The sequence below is a fragment of the Streptococcus sp. 27098_8_82 genome (assembly GCF_041431615.1).
GTDB classification, from domain to species: Bacteria; Bacillota; Bacilli; order Lactobacillales; family Streptococcaceae; genus Streptococcus; species Streptococcus sanguinis_K.
Genome location: NZ_JAPVYB010000001.1, coordinates 20,081 through 44,028, shown reverse-complemented (window position 1 = coordinate 44,028; position 23,948 = coordinate 20,081). Strand labels below are relative to the sequence as shown.

Genomic DNA, 23,948 nt, shown 5'->3' with positions numbered 1-23,948 from the left:
TTTTTAGCTTAAATGAAAGATTAAAATACCAGCAGCGACAGCAACATTGAGACTTTCTGCCTGCCCTTTCATGAAAATATGGACCAGAATATCAGCTGCTACCGTCATTTCTGGACTAATCCCCTGCCCTTCATTGCCCATGACTAGGACAAAGCTATCTTTACTGTCCACCTCTCTGTAATCGATAGATGTTGACGACAAGGTCGACGCTAGAATCGGCAGACGGGAAGACTGAGCCAGCCTAATAAAATCAGCTGTATCCATCCGATAAACTGGCAGATGAAAATGACTCCCCTGCATAGAGCGCAGCGTTTTTAGGTTATAGATATCTGCCGACAATTGAGAGATGAAAACCCCGTCAAAACCAGCTGCATCCGCGGTCCGAATGATGGTGCCGACATTACCTGGATCCTGAACGTCCTCCAAGAAAAGATAGCGTCCGCTTAACTCCGCTGGTATCTCTTCCCTTTCAAAAGCCACTTCCGCGACAATCCCCTGTGGTGTCTTACTATCAGCCAAATCTGCTAAAATCTCTGGACTGACAAAGATTACCTGAGAAAAATCAGCTAATCGCTCTGCATATTCCGCTAAAGCAAAAATCCGAATCAGCTCTGCCCCGCTGCTGACAGCTTCCTCAAATAAATGCCAGCCCTCGATCAAATAAGAATCCTTGCGGTATTTTTTGTGATGAAGTTTTTTAGCTTTTTTTACCACATTATTGGCTTTTGAGGTTATAATATTCATAAGAACATTATACCACAATTTAGCAGACTTGCACTCATACTGAGGGCTTAAATCCCCTCGGTCCGCTCACTAAAGGAGGACGCCATGCAGAAAGTAAAAATGATAGCCCAAGGACGAGTACAAGGGGTCGGATTCCGCTGGGGAGTTTATTCTCTAGCGCTGGAAATCGGAGGTATTACCGGCCGAGTCTGGAACAACGACGATGGTACTGTTGGCATTCTGGCTCAGGCTGATGACCCCGCTCTGATAGCTAAGTTTATCCAGGAAATCCGCAAGGGACCGACACCTTTTTCTAAGGTCAGCTATTTGGATGTGACTATGGCTAATTTTGACTCCTATCCTGACTTTAAAATTTCAAATTAGGTCTGCAGAACTATTGTATATTTTGCAAAAAAACAGTAGAATAGATAGGTATTATTTTTTAGAAACAAAGGATATGAACTCGTGAAACATTTCAAACGCTTTTTATTCTCCGGTATGGGACTGGCTGCGCTTCTTTTCCTGTCTGGCTGTGTGGGCCGCGACAAGGCCGGTAATCCTTCTGGTCTGATCTGGGACGTGATTGGTCAGCCTATGGCGGATGGCATCCAATTCTTTGCCAAGAATTCAGGTCTGGGGTATGGTCTGGCGATTATCATCGTTACGCTCATCGTGCGGATTATCATTCTTCCGCTGGGAATCTATCAGTCTTGGAAGGCAACGCTTCAGTCTGAAAAGATGAACTACTTCAAGCCAATTTTTGCCCCAATCCAAGATCGAATCAAAAATGCTGAAACTCAGGAAGAGAAGATGCAGGCTCAGCAAGAACTGATGGCTGCTCAAAAAGAAAATGGACTCAGCATGTTTGGCGGTATAGGCTGTCTGCCTCTGCTCATCCAAATGCCTTTCTTCTCAGCCCTCTTCTTTGCAGCCCAGTATACTCAAGGAGTTGCAGGCAGTTCCTTCCTCTGGATTAAAGACCTGGCCAAAAGCGACTTGGCTTTGACTGCCATTGTCGGTATCCTCTACTATATCCAGTCGGTGCTCTCCCTGCATGGTATTGAAGATGAAACTCAAAGAAACAGCATGAAACAGGCTTCTTATATGAGTCCTATCATGATTGTTGGTTTCTCTTTCTTCTCCCCTGCCGCAGTCACTCTCTACTGGGTAGTCGGTGGATTTATCCAAATCATCCAGCAATTTATCATCAACTACATCATTCGACCTCGCCTGAGAAAACAGGTGGCAGAGGAATTTGAAAAAAATCCTCCTAAAGGCTTGAAAAAAGCGAGTCGAGCTAAAGATGTTACTCCAAAAGCTCAGCAGGCTATTGAGCAAAAGAACAAAAAGAAAAAGAACCGCAATGCTGGTAAGCAACGGTCAAGATAAAGAAAAATTCTTCTAGCTAACACTAGAAGAATTTTTTTAATCTCGAGTAAGAATCGGCGTAACCGATACAAAAAGCTCAGCAAACAAAGCAATAACTGATGAACGAGGTGACTCTATCACAGTAAAACGGTAAAGCCAATCAAGCCTTTCTTATATGAAACCCAAATCCTGCCCTTGAAAATCCGCACCAGACTTTCTGCCATGGATAGGCCAATCCCGTAGCCAGGCTGCTTCTGATTGTGCGATTCGTCTTCGCGATAGAAACGATCAAAGAAACGGCTGTAATCAACATTTTTGCCGTCCGCGTAACTATTGGCTACCGTCAGACGAGCTCGTTTCCCCCGCTTAGCCTTGGTCAGAGTGACAAAAATTTGCCCATCTTCATCACAATACTTGCAGGCATTGTCAATCAGAATGCTGACCAATTCATAAAGTTCATCTTCAGTTGCCTTGACATGGATGTCTTCCTGCAGCTTAATCTCGTACTTCTTGCCTGCCTTCTCGATGACAGACTTGAAGTTCCCAGCCACTTTTTTGACAACTTCTGAGAAATTCACATCTACCAAGGTAACATCTGGCTGCTCTTCCAGACGGGCCAGAACGACCATTTGATTGATTAGATTACTGAGGCGCTTGACCTGGTCCTTGGTGCTTTCTGTCCATTCATTTTCGCCAGTCATCAGCTCTTGCAGCTCCGTATTGGCTGAGATGATGGCCAATGGCGTCTTCAGTTCATGTCCCGCATTAGTGATGAAACGCTTCTGATTTTCATAGTTTTTGATATAGGGACGGATGGCAAAGTTAGAAAATCCAGACACGACTAAAACAAAGAAAATAAAGCTATAGAAGCATAACTGGATAGACAGCCAGAAAAAGTCATTGCGGCTTTCGAGATAATTGGTCGAATCTAAGACCACCAGTAAATAGCGCTTGGTCTTGGAATCCTGCGTTATCTGGTAGGAATAAAATTGACTGCCTACCTTAAAAACCCCACTGCTGCGGCTGTTCTTAATCACTTTGTTAGCATAGCTGAGCGCCTGCTCCTTAGATAGATTGGAAAGATGGTCTAAGTTGGTGGAGTAAAGTGTTTTGTCTTCCTTATAGACCACACTGAAATAGCGGTATTGGTAGATGGTATCAATGGTGATACGGTCGTTTTGCAAGCTCTCAGCCGTTTCTTCTACGCTGGGAAAATCGCCGTTATTGGCAGATAGAATATTGAGAACTGCTTGGATTTCTCCGTTGGTCTGCAGAAAGCGAACGGAATTTAAGACAGCAATCATGGTCAGCAAAATACAGACAATAGCTGCCGAAGCCAGCAGAATGAACCGAATTTTAAGCTTCCGAAACATGGCTATCTCCTTCCAGCGGCACCAGAGTGAAACTGCCGCCTTCCTCACCCAAGATAGCAAGGTCAGCATGGATGGCCTTCAGCTTCTGCCGCAAATAGGAAATATAAATCCAGACGAAGCCTTCGTCCAAATCCTCATCCTCGTCTTTGGACCAAACATGACGGAAGATTTCCTGAGTGGAAAGACTCTTCTGGGCATTAAGCATGAGAAATTCCATCATTTTAGATTCCTTGCCGGCTAGGCGAATAGAGTTGGAGCTAATGAGCTCATGCTCTCCGACATTGAGGCTCGTTTGGCCAATCTGTAGCAAATTTGGCGTAAAAGTCGCTACCCGTCTGGACATAGAGCGCAGGCGAGCCAGAAGCTCTTTCAGAGAGAAGGGCTTGGTCAGATAATCATCTGCACCGGCATCCAGCCCTGTGACCTTGTCATCCACCTCTGACATAGCTGTCAGCATGATGACATGGGTCGTATTGCCGGTTTGGCGGATTTCTTTCAACGCTTCAATGCCTGTCTTGACCGGCATCATGATATCCAGAATCATCAAATCATAAGCATTTTCCTTGGCCAAGTCCACAGCTTCTTGCCCATCAAAGGCTGTATCAACCTGATAGCCTTCATGGGTCATCGCTGTTTCCAAGACGCGGGACAGCTGTTGCTCATCTTCAGCTAATAAAATCTTCATCATCTCACTCACTTTCTCGAATCAAATTGCGGATGGTCTGCATGGTTACATCGCAGGAAGCCAGCTCATCTGCACAGCGTTTCAGCTCACGGACAATCCGCTTGCTGTCTTTAATCTCATGCTTGTACTTCATCTGATGCTCTAAGCTGGCCCAAGAATCCATAGCAATGGTCCGAAGCTGGATTTCTACAAAATAGCGGCCGGGATTTTGACCATGACAGTCCTCATAAGGAGTCTCCACCTCTAATATCAAGTGGTAGGAGCGATACCCGTTAGGCTTGGCAGCCTGGATATAGTCCTTTTCCAGAACAATCTCACAGCCCTCCAGCTGACGAAGCACCTCAATAGTCTGATAGATGTCCTCGATAAAACCGCAAACAATCCGAATCCCAATCGCATCACGAATTTCTTTCAGGGCTGACTCTGGCGCCCTAGGCAAATTCTTGCGTTGACATTTCTCTTCCATACTGGCTGCCTGCTTGACTCGTGCATTAAAATGCTCAAAAAGCTTCTGCCCTGTTTCCTGCTTGACCCGATCATTAGCCTCTTGAATACGCTGGCTAAGATTCTCTAAAATCTTGGGCAGATAGGCGCCATATTTCCCATAAATATCTTGCTCTTGCATACAGTTCTCCTACTTTTCTAGCTTATTCTCATTATAGCATAACCATCTGTCTTTTCTCTATTTTTCCCCTGCTCTTCTTATCTATCCTACACTCTCTGTCTTAAAAGAAACGAAAAAAGAACCAGTCTTCTAGCCAGTTCCTTTTGGTATTTATTAAACGGTTTTTTCAACCTTGAGAATTTTAACGTCGTAGCTGCCAACCGGTGTTTCGACTGTTGCAGTATCGCCTGTTTTCTTGCCAATTAGAGCTTGACCAATCGGGCTTTCATTGGATACCTTGCCTGCGAAAGCATCTGCACCAGCAGAACCAACGATAATGTAGACTTCCTCTTCGCTTTCGCCTACTTCTTGAATGGTAACTGTTTTGCCGATAGCTACCTCGTCCTTGGCTACAGCGTCACTGTTTACAATCTCAGCGTAGCGGATCTTGGTTTCCAGACTAGAAATCTGTCCTTCCACAAAAGCCTGTTCGTCCTTTGCAGCTTCGTATTCACTGTTTTCTGACAAATCGCCGTAGGAGCGGGCAATCTTGATACGTTCTACCACTTCTGGACGACGCACCAATTTCAATTCTTCTAATTCTTTTTCTAGTTTTTCCTTTTCCTCTAGGGTCATAGGATAAGTTTTTTCAGCCATTTTTTCTCTTTTCTTTTATTTTCTTTTATTTTAAAACTAAAACAAGAGGCTGAGACAAGTCTGTATCAGTCCCTTTTTTATATAGCAGGACTGAGAAAGCTTGAACTAAATGCACTAGCTTTCTCTTATCTGCAATGATAGCAGTCTAATTAGAACTGCTGCTGGATTGAGTGAGCTTGCTATTGACATGCTCCTCAACATTTTTAGCGTGTTCCTCATAAGTATTGGCGAAGTAAACAGCGCCTGTTTCAACATTTGCCACAAAGTAGAGGTAGTCCGTCTTACTTGGATTAATGGTAGCCTCCAGAGCAGATAGGCTGGGACTATCAACTGGTCCAGGCATAAGCCCTTCTTTTTTATAGACATTGAAAGGCGAGTCAATATTGGTATCAATTTCAGCGTCCTCTTTCAGAGTCGTTTTCTTTCCTAGCTTGCCTTGAGCATAAAGGATAGCGATATTACTCTGAAGCGGCATCGCTTGATTGAGACGATTGTAAAATACGCTGGCAATATCTTTGCGGTCCTGGTCTGTTGAACCTTCTTTTTCCACCAGAGAAGCAAGTGTCAGAACTTCATTAACCGTTAGGTTCTTCGCTTCGATAGTAGAGTAATAAGAAGACAGATTGGTATTCATTGCGCCCAACATTTGATCAATCAAGCTTTCCAGATCCGCATCCTCACCATAGTTATAAGTGGCAGGGAAGAGGTAACCTTCTAAGCGATACTTGACTCCGCTGTCCTTGCTTGGCAATGTGCCCAGCAACTGCGGATATTTAGCCGCCATCTTGGAAATGAAAGCTTCATCCTGCACCTTAGCTAGGAAATCGTCCTTGCTAAAAGGTGTTTTACCAGTCTTTTTAGAAGTTGCAGCTGCATTAACCGTCACAGCCTCTGCAATCTGCTCCAGTGTATAGCCTTCAGGAATAGTAACCTTACCAACAACTGGTGGTTGCGGCGTATCTGTTCCACCTTCCTGAAGCTGCCGAGCAATGGTATCTAGATCCATACTCTTCTGGAGATTGTAATAGCCAGACTGGTAATTGTTAAAGCTTTTAATCTTGGAATAAAGACTAAAAACTTGGGCATTTTTAATCAGCCCCTTTTTCTCGAGGATTTCCCCAATCTGTTTAGAGCTAGAGCCTTCTGGTACTTCAACCGTCACATACTCTGTTGCGTTTGCATCAACAGGTTTAAGAGCTGAAGATACATAAGTATAGCCGACAACTCCTGTGACCACAAGTCCCAGCAGGACAATCAGCAGAACAGTTGTCATAATCCTGCGGGCTAAGGTGTTTTGACGTTTTTTCTTGACCGTGTTGTTGGCCCGATTAGCCCGAGATAGGACCTCATTGGGCTTCTTATCTTCCTCATCCACTCGGCCATAGACCTGAGGGTGAGCCTTTTCATTCTCTGCAACCTTGTAGGAAACATCTACCGAAGCCGGTCTAGCTTCAAAGTCATCCGCAGCTGCTGTTTCTTTTGCAGAAGCAGAGTCCGCTTCTGACTGGCTAGTTGAAGAGGGAGTTTGTTCTTCCTTTTCTCCAGCTAAGTCTTTCAAAATCTGCTCTTTAAAGCTCAGATTCTTCTCTTTGTCTTGTGATTTTTCAGTCAAAAATTTGACCTCCTTCATCATAATCCCTAACATTATATCTTAAAAGTCAGATAAATGCAATAAGAGTAGGATTTTCTAGCTTATTATTGGTTTTTTTGCAGTTTGAGTCTAGGATTTTCCCAGACCATATCAAACCAAGTAGCGCCTGCGTAAGTTGATTGTGACAAACCTTCATTTACAAAGGCATGCTTCTCGTAGTAAGCGGTGAGGTAGTCGTGGCAAGTCAGATTGATGCCGTGGCGTTCATCTGCTATAGCAATCTCTTTCATAGCTTCCAATAGCTTGCGGCCGACTCCCATCCCCTGAGCATCCTTCGAGATAGAAAGGCTGGTCAGAGAGATAAAGCCACCGTCCAGATGACCATAATCTTCAATCTCCTCTGTAAAGGAAATGTCCTTTAAATAACGTTCTGGACGGACAGGTCCCTCCAGATAGCCCAAAATTTTACCGTCCTTTTCTGCCACCAAAAAAGTCGAAGATAGGGTTTGGATATGAGCTGCTAGACTTTCTCGGCTAACAGCCTCTTCTGGACTGAAATTTTCCAATTCGATAGCATAAATGGCATCTAAGTCAGGCATTTGAGCTTGACGGATAATCATCACTTCTCCTTAAAATTGGGATTTTCCCACACCATATCAGACCAGACAGCTCCACCATGACTTGAGTCAGAAATCCCTTCGTGGACGAAACCATTCATCTCATAATAAGGTATCAACTCATCATGACAGGTTAGGCTAATGCCCTGTCGATTTTGCTGAACAGCTGTCTCCTTGAGAGCTGCAAGCAACAAGGTTCCGACCCCCTGCCTCTGAAAATCAGGATGGACGGACAGACTTTGGACGGCAATGAAGCCACCTTCTGGAGGATTAGCACCCACCTTGCTAAAGAGATCATCTGTCAAATATCGCACCTGAACAGCAGGTCCAACAATATAGCCTGCAAGCTGACCATGCAGCACTGCTAGCAAAAAAGTATCTGGAATCTGCTCAATCCTCTCTTTGAGAACTTCTGAACTGGCTGCTTCTGCTGCTGGAAAATTCAGCTGCTCAATTGCAAGAATTTCTTCCCAGTCGCTCAAGTCAGCCTGTCTGATACGAATCGGTGCTTCCATCAAGTTTCCTCCTACTGAACGTTGCTGGTAAGATTGGACAGGAGACGTTCAAAGGAATATTCATAGGTCTGGATGTCCCCAGCTCCCATAAAGACATAAACGGCATTAGTATGGTCAAGAAGCGGAGAAACATTATCCACGTCAATAACCTTGGCCCGCTTCACAATCTTTTCAGCCAAATCTTCAACCTTAACATCGCCATTGTCCACCTCACGCGCAGATCCGTAAATCTGAGCTAAATAGACTGAGTCAGCCTGATTGAGGGCTTCCGCAAATTCGTCCAAGAGAGCAATGGTCCGAGTGAAGGTATGCGGTTGGAAGATTGCCACGATTTCCTTGCTTGGATACTTCTGACGAGCTGCATCCAGAGTTGCGATAATTTCCGTCGGATGGTGAGCAAAGTCATCAATGATAACTGTTTCGTTGACAATTTTCTCTGTAAAGCGGCGCTTAACTCCGCCAAAAGTCTTGAGATGTTCCCGTACTAGATTCAGATCAAGACCTGCAGTATACAAGAGACCGATGACTGCTGTCGCATTCATAATGTTGTGGCGGCCAAAGCTTGGAATTTGGAACTCACCCAGCTCTTGCCCGCGGAAAGAAACTTTGAAGGCTGAACCGCTGGTAGAACGCAAGAGGTCGTGAGCAACAAAGTCATTGCCCTCTTCCTTGAAGCCATAGTAGTAAATCGGAGCCTTGGACGTAATCCGGCGCAATTGCTCATCTTCTCCATAAATGAAGAGTCCTTTGGTAATCTGCTTGGCATAGTCATTGAAAGCGTTAAAGACATCTTCCAGGCTCGTGAAATAATCCGGATGGTCAAAGTCAATATTGGTAATGATCGAATATTCCGGATGATAAGGCATGAAATGACGCTCGTACTCGTCCGACTCAAAGACAAAATACTTGGCATTGGCAGAACCGCGGCCTGTACCATCCCCAATTAAATAACTAGTATCCGTGATATTGGAGAGAACGTGGGAAAGAATACCCGTTGTAGAAGTCTTCCCGTGGGCACCAGCCACTCCCAGGCTGACAAAGTCACGCATGAAGCCACCTAAAAACTCATGGTAGCGTTTATAGCCAATACCGTTTGCGTCTGCATAGGCAATTTCCACATTGTTATCTGGACGAAAGGCATTGCCGGCAATGATTTCATAGTCTGGCTGGATATTCTTTTCATCAAAAGGCAGGATGGAAATGCCAGCCTGCTCCAGACCGCGCTGAGTGAAATAATATTTATCAACATCACTGCCCTGAACCTTATGGCCCATCTGGTGCAGCATCAAAGCCAAAGCGCTCATACCAGAGCCCTTAATCCCGATAAAATGATAGGTTTTCGTCATGATTACTCCTTAAGATACAAGGCCATAAAAGCAAGTCCAAAGAGGAAAATCTCCGCAGACCCTAATCAGCCCGCAGGGATTTTCTTTATGTACAAGCTTTTAGGCACCACCAAAACACCAAAGAAGCCGGACCAATCAGTAAGTCCCAGCTTCTAGCATCGGTCTTCTTCAACCGATGATGGATGTTATATGCAGATAAATTTTACATTTACATAACCAAACAGCAATTTCCTTATAAACATCAGAAAACTGCAAGCAGAAAAGGCTCAAGCAAACCAGCTTTAATCGCTGTCCAAGCCTGTCAAGTTCAGCTCTTGAGCCTTGGAATGCTTCAACTGCTCCTCCTTAGCTCTATCCTGATTATAGATCTGACTGGTTTTTAAAAAATCATAATTGTTCTTCTTAGGCTTTTCTTCCGGCTCCTGCTTCTGAGGGCTATACTCAGGCTGAATATCTGCCAAAATATAGTTATCCTGCTGAAGCCTGTCGCCAAACTTCGTAAATTCGCCCGATGTATTCTTTTGAAAAGGGGCTGTTGGCTTAGGTCTTTCCGCATTAGAAGCTGTCGGAAGCTTTCTGTTGCGGACCTTAGTCGGAAGGTCGCTGGTCAGATAAGACGCTGAACGCTTCTTTTTCAAATCTGCCCGAGCTTCCTCGCGTGCCTGCTCAGCATAACGAATGGCCGGATCTTTCTTATCAATCGGCTTTTTAAAATCCTTGAAAGCAGACTGCTTTTGCAGCGGTCTTCTGATAGCCTGACTGGCAGCGATGGGAGCATGCCTGTTGGAGTCCACAATCGGCATCCATTCCAAATAATTACGGTCTGTATAGTCTCCGGTAATGTTGCTAATGAGATCCAGTTCATCATAAAGATTCATATGTGGCATTTCCGTCAGCATGATTTCATCATCTGACACCAGAGGAAATTGTTTATCAGTCATATCTTTTTCCTTTCAACCCTTCATTATTATAAACTATTCAGGCTATTTTTCAAGCTATTCTGCCGAAATTCCCAGAATTTCTCGAATTTCCTCCACAGAGAGACTGGATTTGGCTTCTGCTCCGTCCAGAATAGTCGAAACCAGATTGCGCTTGCTCTCCTGCAGCTCCTGTATCTTCTCCTCAATTGTCCCCCGTGTAATCATCCGATAGACTTCGACATTGCGCTCCTGACCGATACGGTGGGCACGGCCGATAGCCTGGGCCTCAACCGCTGGATTCCACCAGAGGTCGACCAAGATGACTGTGTCTGCACCAGTCAGATTGAGACCGACACCTCCAGCCTTGAGGGAGATCAGAAAGGCTGAACGCTGGCCGTCGTTGAAGGCTGTTGTCATGTCCTGACGCTCCTTGGCCGGAGTAGAGCCAGTAATCTTAAAGGACTCCATACCTAGCTTGTCTAGCTCATTCTCGATAATATCCAGCATACCACGAAATTGTGAAAATATGAGGACACGGCGATTACCATCTTGTATCTGTTCAAGTAATTCCCGCAAACTTTCCAGCTTACCGCTCTCGCCCTCGTAATCTTCCATAAACAGCTTCGGAGTATCACAGATCTGGCGGAGGCGCATAAGACCTGACAGAATCTCTATCTTGCTGCGATTGATTTCATCTTCTGTCGCATGGACAATTCTGTCCTGCATCTGCTTGAGCAGAGCCAGATAAATAGTCTTCTGGCTATCTGCCAATTCATTGCGATAGGCAACTTCAATCAAATCAGGCAATTCCTGCAGCACACCTTCTTTCTTGCGCCGCATGACAAATGGTTTGATATAGCGGGCGACTTTCTCTGCTGGCAGTTTTAAAAATTCCTTTTTGCTTGGCAAAAGTCCTGGCATGACAATTTGGAAAATAGACCAAAGTTCTCCCAGATTATTCTCAATCGGCGTCCCAGAAAGGGCATAGGTATGCTCCACTTCAAAATCCCGCAAATACTGGGCAATCTTGGTCTGGTCATTTTTCATCACCTGAGCCTCATCCAAAATCAAATACTGGAAGTGGTTGTCCCGGTATTCTTCCACATCCTGCCTGAAAGAAGCGTAGCTAGTAATCGTAATCTGATGCTTCTCCGCTATCAGCTCATCACGAACATTTTTCAGACCATACACCACCGCCACATCCAGATGCGGAGCAAATTTAGCAAACTCATCGCTCCAGTTGTAAATCAAGCTGGATGGCGCCAAGATTAAGACTTTCTTAGAGTCATCTATACGCGAACTCAGAAAAGAAATCGTCTGCAGGGTCTTCCCTAGTCCCATATCGTCAGCCAGAATTCCACCGAAGCCATACTTATCCAGCATGGATAGCCACTTGACACCCGTTTCTTGGTAATCCCGAAGGTCAGCCTTGACTTGCAGCTTGGGAAGAGGGAATTCCTCTGGGTGAGTCAGGTCAAAGGCCAGTTGCTGCACATCTTTTGAAAACTGTACCCTATCCTTGCCCTTAAAAAACTCTGCTAGTTGATAAGCTGCCAGACTGCTGGTCTGAATGAAGCCATTTTTAGTCCGCTTACTCCGCAGCTGCTGCAAAGTCCGACTCATCTCCTTGGTCTCTTCATCGAAAATCAAGACTTGCCCAGACTTACTGATAAAGAAGTCCTGCTCCTTAAAGAGCGAATCAAGAACTGCGTCAATCTCTGACTGCGCAATGCCAGCAAAATCGAAACCAACATCTAAGAGGCCGCCCTTCATCTTGACAGAGATCCTTGGACTTTCTGTCTGTGCCAGTGCCTCTAACTCTTCTGTCATGCTAACACGGCCCAAAGCCTCAAAATTGGGAATGACTTCTGAGAAGAAATGATAAATTTCTTCCGGCTTCAGAGGCGGTCGCTGACTGTAAAAATCTGCCACAAAACCTGCCTGCAGCATTTGCTTAAATACCTGCTGCTCATGCTCAAAATTACCCGCAAAAGGCAGACGTTCCAAATCTTTGCGAGTCGTCACCTTCCTGTCTCCATAGTCAAAGACAGTGTCCAAAATCAGACGCTTGTCAGGACCGATATCAAAGTCAAACTTGGCTGTAAAGTCATGAATCATCATACTTTCAGGTGCTTCTACCCGACCAACCTTTTTAAACTCAGACAAACTGGAAGCCAGCTTCGTTCTCTCTGACAAGTCGAATTGCAGGCGCTTCAACCGATCATGCTCTATAGGCAACTCCCGTAAAGCCTTAATTAGTCTTATCTGCTGAGGATTTAGCTGGTAGAAGGTATCTCCATAAAAAATAAACTGGCCATCATAAATCATCTTATAATTCTTCTCAGCAATGACTAGCTCAAAATGCTCTTCATACTCTTCCACTTGGAAAGTATAAACTTCTGCCTCTTCATGTAAATCTTGGAAAAAGACTTCACTGTAGTCATAAAGGCTGTACTCTAAGCGGAAAGAAGACAGATTCATCAGGAAGATAACTCCCTCTTCAAAGATACTAGCCGGGAAGAAAAGATTGCGCCCAGCATTTGGGAAAATCAAAGAAGAATCTTGCCCCTGATAGTCAGACACTAGTCCTTGCAGAAAAACGAGCAAATCTTGACTGGCTTCATCAAAATCCTCCAAATGAATAGCCTCATAGTAACTCTTACCAATCTGATAATGTCCGCCCTTTTCCAAGGTCCGAAGGAAGGAAAGAACGTCTCGGACAACATAAGAGCGCTCGTCCGGTAAGCGGCTGATCCGGAGACTCCAGAGAAACTGCCCTGTATAAGAATCCTCCTGACCAGTAGCCGAAAGCTCATAACGAACCTGTTGATTGGATTTATCCGGCAAGAGCTTATCCAAGAACAAGCTTCCAAAAGAAACCAGCTCTTGGGTCTCCTGACTGGTCAACTCCTCTTCTTCCATACTCTTTAGCACATCTTTTCCAGATGGAGCATTTTTCAGATAATACTCCAAGGCCGCCAGATGGGCACAGTATTTTTTCTTCTGGAAAAAGTCGCAATAACAAAAGATGACATCATCATCCAAGCTATAGCGCAGATTACACTCGTCCACACGAGCATATAAAAGAGAATCACTGACCTCAAGGATTACTACCTTATTGTTTTCAACCAGGGCAATTCCTTCTGTCCGAATCTTACCAGGAATTAATTTTGCCATAATTACCACCTTACATTTATCTCACCATTATACCATACTTTCGACATAAAAAAAGAAAAGCAAGCTCTTATGCTTACTTTCATTTTTACATATAAACGTATGTTTGTCAAATTGCTGTTTTCCAACTCCTACTTACGCTTCCTTGCAATCAAGTGAATTGGGGTCCCTTCAAAGACAAAAGCCTTGCGGATTTGATTTTCTAGGAAACGCAGGTAAGAGAAGTGCATGAGTTCTTCTTCGTTGACAAAGATGACAAAAGTTGGCGGTTTGGTCGCTACCTGAGTCGCATAAAAAATCTTGAGACGCTTGCCCTTGTCAGTCGGTGTCGGATTAATCGCGATAGCATCCATGATAACATCATTGAGGACCGCAGAGGGAATACGGGTATTCTGACTCTGACTGATTTGCTTAATCATGTCCGGCAGCTTATGGAGACGCTGCTTGGTCAGGGCAGAGACAAAGATAATTGGCGCATAAGACAAATACTGGAACTGGTCTCGGATATCTTCTTCCCAGTCTTTCATGGTATGGTTGTCTTTTTCCAGTGTGTCCCACTTATTAACAACGATAACAATACCTTTTCCTGCTTCATGGGCAAAGCCAGCGATTCGCTTGTCGTACTCACGAATTCCTTCTTCAGCATTCAGCACCATCAGAACGACATCTGAGCGGTCAATGGCCCGCATAGCCCGCATGACAGAGTATTTCTCCGTATTTTCATAGACCTTGCCTGACTTGCGCATACCAGCCGTGTCGATCATGGTAAATTCCTGACCTTCACTGTCCGTAAAGACCGTATCAATAGCGTCACGCGTAGTACCGGCAACAGGACTGGCAATAACCCGCTCCTCACCCAAGATGGCATTGATCAAGCTAGACTTACCGACATTAGGACGGCCAATCAAACTAAACTTAATCATATCAGGATTTTCGACCACTTCTTCATTTGGCAGATTTTCAACGATTGCATCAAGAACATCTCCTGTACCAATCCCATGGACTGAGGAAACCGGGAATGGATCGCCCAAGCCCAGCGCATAGAAATCAAAAATCTCATTGCGCATTTCAGGATTGTCCACCTTATTGACCGCTAAAATAATCGGCTTATGAGTCTTATAGAGCATGCGAGCCACATACTCGTCCGCATCTGTAATACCTTCCTTGCCAGACACGACAAAAACGATAACATCTGCTTCGTCCATGGCGATCTCAGCCTGGTGTTTGATTTGCTCCATAAAAGGCGCGTCAACATCGTCAATTCCGCCCGTATCAATAATACTAAACTTGCGGTTGAGCCAGTTTGCCGTCGCATAGATTCGATCGCGGGTCACCCCTTCAACATCTTCCACAATGGAAATCCGCTCACCGGCAATCCGATTGAAGAGCGTTGATTTGCCGACATTGGGACGGCCGACAATGGCAATAGTTGGTAAGGCCATGTTTTTCCTCTTTCATTCTTTAGGACAGAGCCAAACTCCGTCCTATTTTTCTAATTTCTTTTCTTTGAATAGTTGGTCAATAGCCTGATTTGGCTCCTGACCAAATTGGGCAGCTAGGCGCTGACTCCAGGTTTCTTTAGCTCGCTCGCCGGCATATTCAGTCTGAACGCGGTCATAGGCTTGGATAGTTGAACGATCCTGTTCACGATATTCTTCCTCAAAGACCACTGCTTCATAAGGCAGACGTGGCTTGACTGCATGGTTCTGGTTGGGAGTTCCCAGAGCAATCCCAAAGACCGGATAAGTGTAGTCCGGTAGCTTGAAAAGCTCTGCTATTTGACTGGCAGCATAACGAACCAGTCCAATGATTACTCCGCCATAACCCAAACTTTCAGCTGCTAAGAGAGTATTTTGTCCAGCTAAAGCAGCATCTACTGAGCTAATCAGGAGATTTTCTGTTCCCTCAGGATAAAAGTCTTCCGAATGCATGTGAACGCCTTTTTGGGCACGATTGAGATCACCAACAAAAAGCAGGAAGGCCGAAGACTGCCGAATGGCTTCTTGAGGCACTAGGTCAAAGAGGGCTTCTTTTTTCTCTTTGCTTCGCACCACAATGATAGAGTAGGACTGAAAATTCTTCCAGCTGGACGCAGCCCGCCCCGCATCAATGATGGCACGCAATTCCTTATCCGAAATCTGCTCCTCAGTAAAGCGGCGAACAGACGTATGAGCATTCATCAAGTTAATTGTTTCATTCATCGGCGGTTCTCTCCTTCTAGGCGTACCTCCTGAGCCAGAAACTTAATTCGCTCCATAACCCGCTTGGCCTGCCAAGTCTCATCGCCATTCTTAGAGCTGGCAAAGTGACGCTCTAAATCCGCAAAACTAAAGTTAGAAGTAAAGAAAGTTGGCAGATTTTCCTGCATACGGTGCTGGAGAATGACCTGCAAAATCTCATCCCGCATCCAGGGGCTAGACTGCTCTGCACCGATATCATCCAAAATCAGCACTTGAGCCGTCTTGACCTGGTCAATCTTTTCCTTGACCAAGCCGGAACTGATCGCATTCTTAACATCCAAAACAAAGCTCGGATAGTGGAGCAGTGTCGTTGAAACACTGCGTTTTTCTGACAAATCGTGCGCCAGAGCAGCCATCATGTAGCTCTTACCGACTCCAAAATCCCCGTAGAGGTAAACAGCTTTCTGATAATGCGGAAACTCAGCAACGAAGTTGGTCAACAGTTCAAAAGCCTTGTAGCGGCCAACATCGTCCAGATCCACCTGAGCCAGACTAGCCTCCTTGAGACTGGCTGGTAAGCTGATAAGATTGAGACGGCTTCTAATAGCCTCCTGTCTCTCCTGCTCAATCAACTCAGGCGTCTCTTCATAGGCAACATCCGCATAGCCTTCATTTTTCACCAAGATTGGCTTATAACCCTTGGCAATATAGGTCTCATCCCCCAGCAAAAAGCGGTTGCGCTCCGTAATATACTGGTTAAACTTGGAGACACTACGCTGAATTTCAGCTTGGGTCAGCTTTTCCTGCTGGATAAAGGCCGCGACATCTGGGTCCGCCATAATCTGCTTGACCAGCTCCTGATAGTCAAACTGCCGCACCCTATTCATATGAGGCATATTCTGTCCTATTTTCTCCATTTATTCGCCTCCTCCTTCAAGTTTGGCTAAGAGCCGACGTTTCTGCTCTTCTAGCTCGGCCTGCTTCTCTGCACTCGTTTCGTTTTTATAATCCGGCTGACTCCAGTCAGGTACATTGCTTTTATAAGTTTTATTATTTCCTTTAAACTCCCCTTGCTTTTGAGATTTTATTTCCTTAGATAAAAACTCCACAGCATCTTCAGCTTGAATTAGTCCTCTATATGAATAATCATTCACTAATGCTTTAAAAAGATTAGCTTTTAGATTACTAGTATCCGTATATCTATTAAAATAATCAAACAGAGCTACATTTATTACTTCATCCAGCAAGCCAAGATTTTTAGCGTATTTTAATACTTCCTTTTCAGATCCAGTAATACCCGAATACTTACTCTCTTTAAATTCAGCCAGCACATCAATTGGAGTTTTAGATTTTGCTACTGAAATTAGAGATCTCTCCGAATCAGAAAATATCACTTTACTCGAATTTTGTGTTCTGCTCTTAAAAAAGTTCTTAATTCTTTTTATAGAAATAACATCATCAACAGCTGTTTCCTTAGCAACTTGATACACATCAAACCAAGATTTTTTATATTTTTCAGAAATGTTATAGAGAGCAATTATACTGTCATCCTTATTCTCGAACCTCAGTAAATCTCTAGCCATCAGTTGTTCAAAATGTTCTATTTCAAAATCATTTTTTGGTCGATTTGTAATAAAGTTTTCTCCTGAATCATCAAAAACATCTGAAAAGTTTTTTGATATTTTTTTCTCATGAATTAAATTTACTTTTTCAAAGTTCGAAACACATGTTTCACCTATTTTTTTTTCAAGTAAAGTTCTGTATACATTATGCTTTAAAAAATCTTGAGTAGATAACGGCGGATACAATACAATCCCAAAAATTTGTTGATTTTGAGAATCTTTTTGTTCATAAATTTCAATAAGCTGCATAGCTGACAGCAAATCAAAACTATCTTGTAAAGTATTAAAACCAAAATTCAAATGATTAAGTATTTCACTAAATTGATGTGGTTTACTACCGTTATCCCAGATAGCAACAAGAAATTGGTACACAGAAGAAGAGCCCATACCGATGATAGGCAAGTAACATCTAATCAAATCAGCAATATTCAAATTTACAAAATAATTTTTAATAAAGTAAAATTTATCATTTGGTTTCATTTATTTGTCCTTTTTCTTCTTGGACCCCTTGGTAATCTGCTTGAGCAGGCTTTCTAGCTCTCCCACATCCTTGAAACTCCGGTAAACACTGGCGAAACGAACGTAGGTGATTTCATCCAGCTCTGCTAGTTCATCCATGACTAAGGATCCAATATATTCACTATTGATTTCATTATCGCTCTGACTGCGGACCTTTTGCTCGATTCGGTTGACAATCTCCTCAATTTCGTCACTAGATACTGGTCGCTTTTGAGCCGAGCGAATAATACCGTTAAAAATCTTATCCCGAGAAAATTGCTCACGCGTCCCGTCCTTTTTGACAACAACTAGGGTTCTCTCTTCGACGCGCTCGTAGGTCGTAAAGCGGTGCTGACATTCCTCACACTCACGGCGGCGACGGATTGTATTCCCATCTTCTGCCTGTCTGCTATCAACTACACTTGATTTATTCCCACCACATTTTGGACAACGCATACCATTTCCTCCTAGAATCCTAATACTTCATTATAACACGTTTTCAAGAATAACAAAAGACAGCCGTTTGGGGTGTAAAATTACACTATTTCACCTTAAAAATATGTTTATCAAAAAGAAAAAGAGAGGCAAATCTGTTGCATTCTCAGTCTTGCCTCATCTTTTTACTATTATAAAGTCACTTGCACTTCTAAACCAAAGTGGTCACTGACAACAGGGGTTTCTTTCCCGTCAAAGACGACAGCGGAACGCTCAACGTCCATCCCTTGGCTAGTGAAAACATAATCTATCTTCAGAGCATGCTTATTATCATCCCAGCCTGCAATAATACCTTCTACTGTCGCCTCTCCGATAGCTTCTCTCGCAACGGCATGACTATCCTGCAGCTTCAGCGGACTGGCTAAGATGGTCTGGTAGCCTTGCTGGCCGACTGGATTGTTGAAATCTCCCATCAGAACCAGAGAACTTTCTGCTTTTAGAAGCTTTTCTTCAAGCTTAGCCCATTCCCCCTGGAAGCCTTTGTCCCACCAAGACAGATGGCAGGAGGCAATTGTCAGTAATTGACCTTCCACCTCAGTCTCGGCTAGCAAGACCTTGCGGGTATGGTAATCCCTAGGATCATTAACCTCTGATACCAGAACTTCTCTAGGAGTCAGCGGCTTTCTGGACAGAATTGCCACTCCTTCGTTATAAATATCAAACCCAATATGATTATAGGCCCAGGACCAATGATAGTCCAGTCCTGCATCAGCCAATTTTTCTACCAAACAAAGGGCAAAGTGGTCTTGATGAATCTCAATTGCGCCCTCAACCGCCTGATAGAAAGGAGCCTGAACAACCTGTTCAGACTCCGTTAATTGATTGACTTCCTGCAGGCAAATGACATCATATTTTTCTTGAAGAATGCGTTCTGCAAGCTGATTAAGCTTAGTTTCTTGCTCTTCTTCCATCCAACTATGAGTATTTAATGTCAGGAATTTTGCCATGATTTCTCTTTTCTATATTACAATTCAACCTTAGCAACAACTGTCTTAGCAGATGCTTGACCAAGTTTTTCTACTGTTACAGACTTGATAGCTGCTGCATTGGTGAAGACTACGATTGTTGAAGTTTCACGTCCTGCTTCCTTGATTGCTTCCAAGTCAGCTGTGACTAAAAGATCTCCAGCTGCAACTTTTTGACCTTCTGAAACATGAACTTCGAAAGGTTTACCTTCAAGGCTAACAGTTTCCAAACCAATGTGTACCAAGACTTCTAGACCGTTATCTGTCACAAGACCGATAGCGTGCTTGCTAGGGAAGACGCTAGTTACTGTACCAGCAACTGGTGAATAAATCTTACCATTTTCTGGCTCAACTGCAAATCCATCACCCATCATTTTTTGTGAGAAGACTGGATCTTTAACATCTGCCAAGTCAATGACTTGACCGTCCGCAACAGTTTCAACTTCCTCAGTCACACCTTTGTAAGTAACTTCGGCAGCTGCTGATTCTGCTTTTTGGCTCGGAAGTGTTTCAGGAATCACTTCACCAGAATCCAACAAGTCTTGAATATCAGATTTGAGAACGTCAGCTTTTGGTCCATAGATAGCCTGAACACCTTGGCCTTTCATAACCAAGCCCATAGCGCCTTCAGCTTTCCACTGTTCTTCTGTTCCAACTTTTTCAGCATCTTTGACAGTCACACGCAGACGAGTCATACATGCATCTACATCTACGATGTTAGCGCGACCACCCAGAAGGTTGATAACATTTACTGCTTGAGAAGCTTCAGCAACTTTACCGCCAGTTGACTCTGATGAAGAAGCTTCATCTGAACCATCTGCTGTTTCATAGTTACCGTTACGTCCTGGAGTTGCATAGTTGAACTTCTTGATCATGAAGTTAGAAATGAGGTACATCACAACACCAAATAGGATAGTTACCCAGATGAAGTTGATGATATCCATCCCTAAGCCAGCATTGATGGCCATAGGAGTACGGGTCAAGAATTCGATAGAACCGAATGAGTGCACACGAAGGTTAACGATGTCAGCCATTGCAAACGCAGCACCTTGTACAAATGCATAGATGATATACAGCGGTGTTGCAACGAACATGAACATGTACTCGATTGGCTCAGTAACCCCTGTCAAGAAGGTTGCCAAAGCAGTCGCAATCATCATACCTTTGTATTTGTGCTTCTTGTCAGCATCCACATTGTGATAGATAGCCGCCGCTACCCCCATAAGGATACCGAATGAACCAATCATCTGACCAACCTTGAATCGAGCTGGATGAACTGTATCAAGCAAGTGTTGGTAAGTAGAAGGATCAGCTGATTTCGTACCAACCAAGTCAGTTACCCAAGCCAACCATAGAGGGTCTTGACCAGCTACAGTTGTTCCCGCACCAGAACCAGTAATAACGTGGTAAACACCACCTAATTCTGTGTAGTTCATTGGAATGGTCAACATGTGGTGCAAACCAAATGGAAGCAAGAGACGTTCCAAAGTACCATAGATGAATGGTGCTAAAACTGGTGCAGTATCTTGTGAGTTAGCAATCCAAATACCAAAGCTGTTGATACCTGATTGAACAACTGGCCATACGAATGACAAAACAATTGCTACGATTACTGAGCGCAAGATAACAACGAAAGGTACAAAACGCTTACCATTGAAGAATGACAAAGCATCTGGCAATTTACGGAAATTATAGTATTTGTTATAAGCTGTCGCTCCAACAAAACCAGCAATAATTCCGACAAAGACACCCATGTTCAGAGCTGGTGACTCCAGAACGCTGATGAAATAATCAGAAACCTTAATTGACGCACCAAACATTGTTTTAACTACAGCTGCCTTATCTGAGAGCATATCGCTGGTAACGCCAAACATAACACCAGTGATACGGTTAATCAGGATAAAGGACAGACCTGCTGCGAAGGCACCGCCAGCACGTTCTTTTGCCCAGCTTCCACCGATAGCCAAAGCAAAGAGGATATGCAGGTTACCGATAACCCCCCAACCAATCTGCTCTAAGACACCGCCGATAGTGACTAAAACACCTAGATTTGGATTAATCATCGGGATCGATTTACCGATACTAATCATCAGTCCTGCTGCCGGCATAACAGCAACGACCACCATCAAAGCTTTACCGAATTTTTGCCAAAATTCAAAGCTAAAAATGTTCTTGAATGAATCTTTCATCATTCAGACCTCCTTATATTTTTTGCAAACCACTCCTTTTTGTGAAATCGTTTGCATGTCGATACATCTATTATAGCACGATTTTTTATTTTGTAAAGGCTTTTATAAAAAAATTTTCTCTTTTTTTGCACCTAAAATACTGCATTTTCTCTTCAAGAGTTATATTTTTGCCATATTCCAACGAAAACGATTGCATGAAATAACCACAAAGTCCGCATTATTTCTCCTATCAATACTGTAACAAGCGCAAAAAAACTCCGTCTCTCAAGGAGAACAGAGTTTTGAATTTTTTATTCTTGCATGGCATAACCAACACCGCGAACGGTTTTGATATAGCTTGGCTGCCCCTCCACATCAATTTTACTGCGCAGATAACGAATATAAACATCTACAACGTTGGTCTCGGTTGCACTCTCGTACTTCCAGACACGCTCCAGCAGTTGCTCACGGCTCATAACCTTATTGCTGCCCATCAGGGTAACCAGCAAATCGTACTCCCGCCGCGTCAGTGCAATGACTTCCTCACCGCGGTAAACTGTATGATTTTTAATATCCACTCGCAGATTGCGATAAGAGGTCGGAATTTTTAAGAGGCTGCAGTGCTGGTCGATAAAGTCGCGCCCGCGGAAAATGATAGAAACACGCTCCACTAAATCACTGATAATGAAAGGCTTGACTACGTAGGAAACAGCAAAATGCTGGATTGCTTCCTGCTGATCTGCAATCTCTTCGCGACTAGCCAGAACGATAATGACGGACGCTGGCTTAATCAAGCTCAGCTGCTGAGCAAAATCGCTGGCAGTCATATCTTGAAGATCATAGTTGAGCAAGAGCAAGTCATAATCCACATCTTTAGCCAAAGCCAGTCCCTCTTGACCAGTCTCAGCTAAATCTACAAGAAAGCCTTCCTTTTGCAGTTCCAAACTCACAAATCGGGCAAGATTTTTTTCATTTTCTACTAGTAAAATTCGCTTTGCCATAGGCCTATCCTATTTTTCGTCGTACCAAGAATAGTGGTAGGTACCTTCTTTGTCTTTACGGTTGTATGTATGAGCACCAAAGTAATCACGCTGTGCCTGAATCAGATTAGCTGGCAGATTTTCCGCACGGTAGCTATCAAAGTAAGCAATGGCACTGGAGAAGGTTGGTACTGGTACACCTGCTTGCACAGCCAAGCTGACAACATCACGGACTGCCTGTTGGTACTTAGCTGTAATATCCATGAAGTATTCATCTAAGAGCAGGTTTGCAAGGTCAGCATCACGGCTGTAAGCATCTGTAATTTTCTGAAGGAAGCGGGCACGGATGATACAGCCAGCACGCCAGATAGAAGCAATCTCTCCGAACGGCAGATTCCAATTATTTTCCTTAGAAGCTACACGCAACTGAGCAAATCCTTGAGCATAAGACATGATTTTTGAGAAGTAAAGAGCCTGACGGATCTTTTCAATCAACTCCGCCTTATCTCCCTCAAAGGTGAAAGCAGCTGGTTTTGGCAATACCTTGCTGGCAGTCACACGCTCATCTTTATAGGTAGAAATGTAACGCGCAAAGACTGACTCTGTAATCAATGGCAGTGGCACACCTAAATCCAAAGAAGATTGACTGGTCCACTTACCAGTTCCCTTATTGCCAGCTGCATCCAGAATGTAGTCAACGATTGGACCATCTTGACCTTCATCGTCCTTGCGTGTCAAGATATCCGCTGTAATCTCAATCAGATAGCTGTCCAGTTCGCCTTTGTTCCACTCTGTGAAGATATCTGCCATTTCACTAGCTGAAAGGCCCAGCAAGTGCTGCATAAGGTCATAACTCTCAGCGATAAGCTGCATATCTCCATATTCAATTCCGTTATGGACCATTTTTACATAGTGACCAGCGCCATCAGGACCGATATAGGTCACACATGGTGCACCGTCTTCAGGAGCTTTAGCAGAGATTTCTTCCAAGACATCCGCTACCAACTCATAAGCTTCTTTTTGACCACCCGGCATGATAGATGGCCCTTCCAATGCGCCCTTTTCACCACCAGAAACACCTGTACCGATGAAATTGATACCAGAGTTAGCCAACTCTTCATTACGGCGAATAGTATCCTTGTAGAAAGTATTCCCGCCGTCAATCAGAATATCGCCCTTATCCAAGTGAGGAAGCAAGGCCTGAATAGTCGCATCTGTACCAGGACCAGCTTGAACCATCAGCATAATCCGACGTGGCTTTTCGATAGAGTTCACAAAAGACTCTACATCATAGCTTGGCACAAAGTTCTTCTCAGGATGAGAGGCAATGACGTCCTCTGTCTTGTTTGCTGAGCGATTATAAATGGCAACTGTATAGCCACGAGATTCGATATTTAAGGCAAGGTTACGGCCCATAACAGCCATACCAACAACACCAAAATTTGCTTTAGTCATTATGTTCTCCTA

General features: G+C 44.0%; 22 protein-coding genes. 2 read left to right on the top strand and 20 right to left on the bottom strand.

Annotated elements, in window-relative coordinates:
* Positions 1–3: 3 nt before the first annotated feature.
* The gene (locus tag O3627_RS00205) at positions 4–744 is read right to left on the bottom strand and encodes an RNA methyltransferase (protein ID WP_125382899.1); all 741 of its coding nucleotides are present in this window, start codon (positions 742–744) and stop codon (positions 4–6) included.
* An 84-nt stretch (positions 745–828) separates the two neighbouring features.
* Here O3627_RS00205 and O3627_RS00200 point away from each other — a divergent pair, with 84 nt between their 5' ends.
* Complete coding sequence (locus tag O3627_RS00200; protein ID WP_072074440.1) at positions 829–1,107, top strand: acylphosphatase; 279 nt, start codon at positions 829–831, stop codon at positions 1,105–1,107.
* Positions 1,108–1,188: 81 nt separating this feature from the next.
* Entirely contained in the window at positions 1,189–2,112 is a 924-nt protein-coding gene (gene yidC, locus O3627_RS00195) for a membrane protein insertase YidC (RefSeq protein WP_125382900.1), read from the top strand.
* Between the two features lie 116 nt (positions 2,113–2,228).
* On the opposite strand, the gene O3627_RS00190 is transcribed toward yidC, so the two are convergent.
* The 19 genes from O3627_RS00190 to gndA form a co-directional block, all read right to left on the bottom strand.
* Positions 2,229–3,464 (bottom strand): cell wall metabolism sensor histidine kinase WalK, encoded by a 1,236-nt coding sequence (locus O3627_RS00190; protein WP_002899723.1) that lies wholly within the window; start codon positions 3,462–3,464, stop codon positions 2,229–2,231.
* Positions 3,448–4,149 (bottom strand): response regulator transcription factor, encoded by a 702-nt coding sequence (locus O3627_RS00185; RefSeq protein WP_033179275.1) that lies wholly within the window; start codon positions 4,147–4,149, stop codon positions 3,448–3,450. Before O3627_RS00185 ends, O3627_RS00190 begins: the two co-directional genes overlap by 17 nt.
* A 4-nt stretch (positions 4,150–4,153) precedes the next feature.
* On the bottom strand, positions 4,154–4,774 hold the full coding sequence (locus O3627_RS00180) for a GTP pyrophosphokinase family protein (protein ID WP_371621222.1): 621 nt from the start codon (positions 4,772–4,774) through the stop codon (positions 4,154–4,156).
* 153 nt (positions 4,775–4,927) lie between these two features.
* Entirely contained in the window at positions 4,928–5,410 is a 483-nt protein-coding gene (gene greA / locus O3627_RS00175; protein WP_002894584.1) for a transcription elongation factor GreA, read from the bottom strand.
* Positions 5,411–5,555: 145 nt separating this feature from the next.
* Positions 5,556–7,055, bottom strand: coding sequence for an endolytic transglycosylase MltG (mltG, locus tag O3627_RS00170; protein WP_371621221.1), 1,500 nt, complete (start codon positions 7,053–7,055; stop codon positions 5,556–5,558).
* A 50-nt stretch (positions 7,056–7,105) separates the two neighbouring features.
* A complete protein-coding gene (locus O3627_RS00165; protein WP_371621220.1) occupies positions 7,106–7,621 on the bottom strand; it encodes an N-acetyltransferase family protein in 516 nt (171 codons plus the stop codon).
* Complete coding sequence (locus tag O3627_RS00160; RefSeq protein ID WP_371621219.1) at positions 7,621–8,133, bottom strand: GNAT family N-acetyltransferase; 513 nt, start codon at positions 8,131–8,133, stop codon at positions 7,621–7,623. Before O3627_RS00160 ends, O3627_RS00165 begins: the two co-directional genes overlap by 1 nt.
* 11 nt (positions 8,134–8,144) lie before the next feature.
* Positions 8,145–9,479 carry a UDP-N-acetylmuramate--L-alanine ligase gene (murC, locus tag O3627_RS00155; protein ID WP_371621218.1) on the bottom strand — a complete coding sequence of 445 codons (1,335 nt, stop codon included), beginning with the start codon at positions 9,477–9,479 and terminating at the stop codon, positions 8,145–8,147.
* A 281-nt stretch (positions 9,480–9,760) separates the two neighbouring features.
* Complete coding sequence (locus O3627_RS00150) at positions 9,761–10,420, bottom strand: cystathionine gamma-synthase (protein ID WP_268685366.1); 660 nt, start codon at positions 10,418–10,420, stop codon at positions 9,761–9,763.
* 54 nt (positions 10,421–10,474) lie between these two features.
* Positions 10,475–13,576 (bottom strand): DEAD/DEAH box helicase, encoded by a 3,102-nt coding sequence (locus O3627_RS00145; protein WP_371621217.1) that lies wholly within the window; start codon positions 13,574–13,576, stop codon positions 10,475–10,477.
* A gap of 128 nt (positions 13,577–13,704) precedes the next feature.
* The gene (gene der, locus O3627_RS00140; protein ID WP_011837375.1) at positions 13,705–15,015 is read right to left on the bottom strand and encodes a ribosome biogenesis GTPase Der; all 1,311 of its coding nucleotides are present in this window, start codon (positions 15,013–15,015) and stop codon (positions 13,705–13,707) included.
* Between the two features lie 42 nt (positions 15,016–15,057).
* Positions 15,058–15,774 carry an NADPH-dependent oxidoreductase gene (locus O3627_RS00135; protein WP_011837376.1) on the bottom strand — a complete coding sequence of 239 codons (717 nt, stop codon included), beginning with the start codon at positions 15,772–15,774 and terminating at the stop codon, positions 15,058–15,060.
* Positions 15,771–16,670: a primosomal protein DnaI gene (dnaI, locus tag O3627_RS00130; protein ID WP_002894572.1), complete on the bottom strand. Its 900-nt coding sequence runs from the start codon at positions 16,668–16,670 to the stop codon at positions 15,771–15,773. The genes O3627_RS00135 and dnaI overlap by 4 nt, the downstream gene beginning before the upstream one ends.
* Complete coding sequence (locus tag O3627_RS00125; RefSeq protein ID WP_011837377.1) at positions 16,671–17,855, bottom strand: helicase DnaB; 1,185 nt, start codon at positions 17,853–17,855, stop codon at positions 16,671–16,673.
* Positions 17,856–18,329, bottom strand: coding sequence for a transcriptional regulator NrdR (nrdR, locus tag O3627_RS00120; RefSeq protein WP_002894570.1), 474 nt, complete (start codon positions 18,327–18,329; stop codon positions 17,856–17,858).
* Positions 18,330–18,499: 170 nt separating this feature from the next.
* Positions 18,500–19,315, bottom strand: a complete 816-nt coding sequence (locus O3627_RS00115) for an endonuclease/exonuclease/phosphatase family protein (RefSeq protein WP_011837378.1) — start codon at positions 19,313–19,315, stop codon at positions 18,500–18,502.
* 17 nt (positions 19,316–19,332) lie between these two features.
* The gene (locus tag O3627_RS00110) at positions 19,333–21,525 is read right to left on the bottom strand and encodes a PTS transporter subunit IIBC (protein WP_011837379.1); all 2,193 of its coding nucleotides are present in this window, start codon (positions 21,523–21,525) and stop codon (positions 19,333–19,335) included.
* A gap of 287 nt (positions 21,526–21,812) precedes the next feature.
* Positions 21,813–22,502 carry a response regulator transcription factor gene (locus tag O3627_RS00105; RefSeq protein ID WP_011837380.1) on the bottom strand — a complete coding sequence of 230 codons (690 nt, stop codon included), beginning with the start codon at positions 22,500–22,502 and terminating at the stop codon, positions 21,813–21,815.
* A gap of 9 nt (positions 22,503–22,511) precedes the next feature.
* On the bottom strand, positions 22,512–23,936 hold the full coding sequence (gndA, locus tag O3627_RS00100; protein WP_011837381.1) for an NADP-dependent phosphogluconate dehydrogenase: 1,425 nt from the start codon (positions 23,934–23,936) through the stop codon (positions 22,512–22,514).
* Positions 23,937–23,948: the final 12 nt, after the last annotated feature.

What these genes read in the sequence shown, in the direction of transcription:
- O3627_RS00205 (WP_125382899.1), bottom strand. Translation starts at nt 744, where the DNA reads ATGAATATTATAACCTCAAAAGCCAATAATGTGGTAAAAAAAGCTAAA.
- O3627_RS00200 (WP_072074440.1), top strand. Translation starts at nt 829, where the DNA reads ATGCAGAAAGTAAAAATGATAGCCCAAGGACGAGTACAAGGGGTCGGA.
- O3627_RS00190 (WP_002899723.1), bottom strand. Translation starts at nt 3,464, where the DNA reads ATGTTTCGGAAGCTTAAAATTCGGTTCATTCTGCTGGCTTCGGCAGCT.
- O3627_RS00185 (WP_033179275.1), bottom strand. Translation starts at nt 4,149, where the DNA reads ATGAAGATTTTATTAGCTGAAGATGAGCAACAGCTGTCCCGCGTCTTG.
- O3627_RS00180 (WP_371621222.1), bottom strand. Translation starts at nt 4,774, where the DNA reads ATGCAAGAGCAAGATATTTATGGGAAATATGGCGCCTATCTGCCCAAG.
- greA (WP_002894584.1), bottom strand. Translation starts at nt 5,410, where the DNA reads ATGGCTGAAAAAACTTATCCTATGACCCTAGAGGAAAAGGAAAAACTA.
- mltG (WP_371621221.1), bottom strand. Translation starts at nt 7,055, where the DNA reads ATGTTAGGGATTATGATGAAGGAGGTCAAATTTTTGACTGAAAAATCA.
- O3627_RS00165 (WP_371621220.1), bottom strand. Translation starts at nt 7,621, where the DNA reads ATGATTATCCGTCAAGCTCAAATGCCTGACTTAGATGCCATTTATGCT.
- O3627_RS00160 (WP_371621219.1), bottom strand. Translation starts at nt 8,133, where the DNA reads ATGGAAGCACCGATTCGTATCAGACAGGCTGACTTGAGCGACTGGGAA.
- murC (WP_371621218.1), bottom strand. Translation starts at nt 9,479, where the DNA reads ATGACGAAAACCTATCATTTTATCGGGATTAAGGGCTCTGGTATGAGC.
- O3627_RS00150 (WP_268685366.1), bottom strand. Translation starts at nt 10,420, where the DNA reads ATGACTGATAAACAATTTCCTCTGGTGTCAGATGATGAAATCATGCTG.
- O3627_RS00145 (WP_371621217.1), bottom strand. Translation starts at nt 13,576, where the DNA reads ATGGCAAAATTAATTCCTGGTAAGATTCGGACAGAAGGAATTGCCCTG.
- der (WP_011837375.1), bottom strand. Translation starts at nt 15,015, where the DNA reads ATGGCCTTACCAACTATTGCCATTGTCGGCCGTCCCAATGTCGGCAAA.
- O3627_RS00135 (WP_011837376.1), bottom strand. Translation starts at nt 15,774, where the DNA reads ATGAATGAAACAATTAACTTGATGAATGCTCATACGTCTGTTCGCCGC.
- dnaI (WP_002894572.1), bottom strand. Translation starts at nt 16,670, where the DNA reads ATGGAGAAAATAGGACAGAATATGCCTCATATGAATAGGGTGCGGCAG.
- O3627_RS00125 (WP_011837377.1), bottom strand. Translation starts at nt 17,855, where the DNA reads ATGAAACCAAATGATAAATTTTACTTTATTAAAAATTATTTTGTAAAT.
- nrdR (WP_002894570.1), bottom strand. Translation starts at nt 18,329, where the DNA reads ATGCGTTGTCCAAAATGTGGTGGGAATAAATCAAGTGTAGTTGATAGC.
- O3627_RS00115 (WP_011837378.1), bottom strand. Translation starts at nt 19,315, where the DNA reads ATGGCAAAATTCCTGACATTAAATACTCATAGTTGGATGGAAGAAGAG.
- O3627_RS00110 (WP_011837379.1), bottom strand. Translation starts at nt 21,525, where the DNA reads ATGATGAAAGATTCATTCAAGAACATTTTTAGCTTTGAATTTTGGCAA.
- O3627_RS00105 (WP_011837380.1), bottom strand. Translation starts at nt 22,502, where the DNA reads ATGGCAAAGCGAATTTTACTAGTAGAAAATGAAAAAAATCTTGCCCGA.
- gndA (WP_011837381.1), bottom strand. Translation starts at nt 23,936, where the DNA reads ATGACTAAAGCAAATTTTGGTGTTGTTGGTATGGCTGTTATGGGCCGT.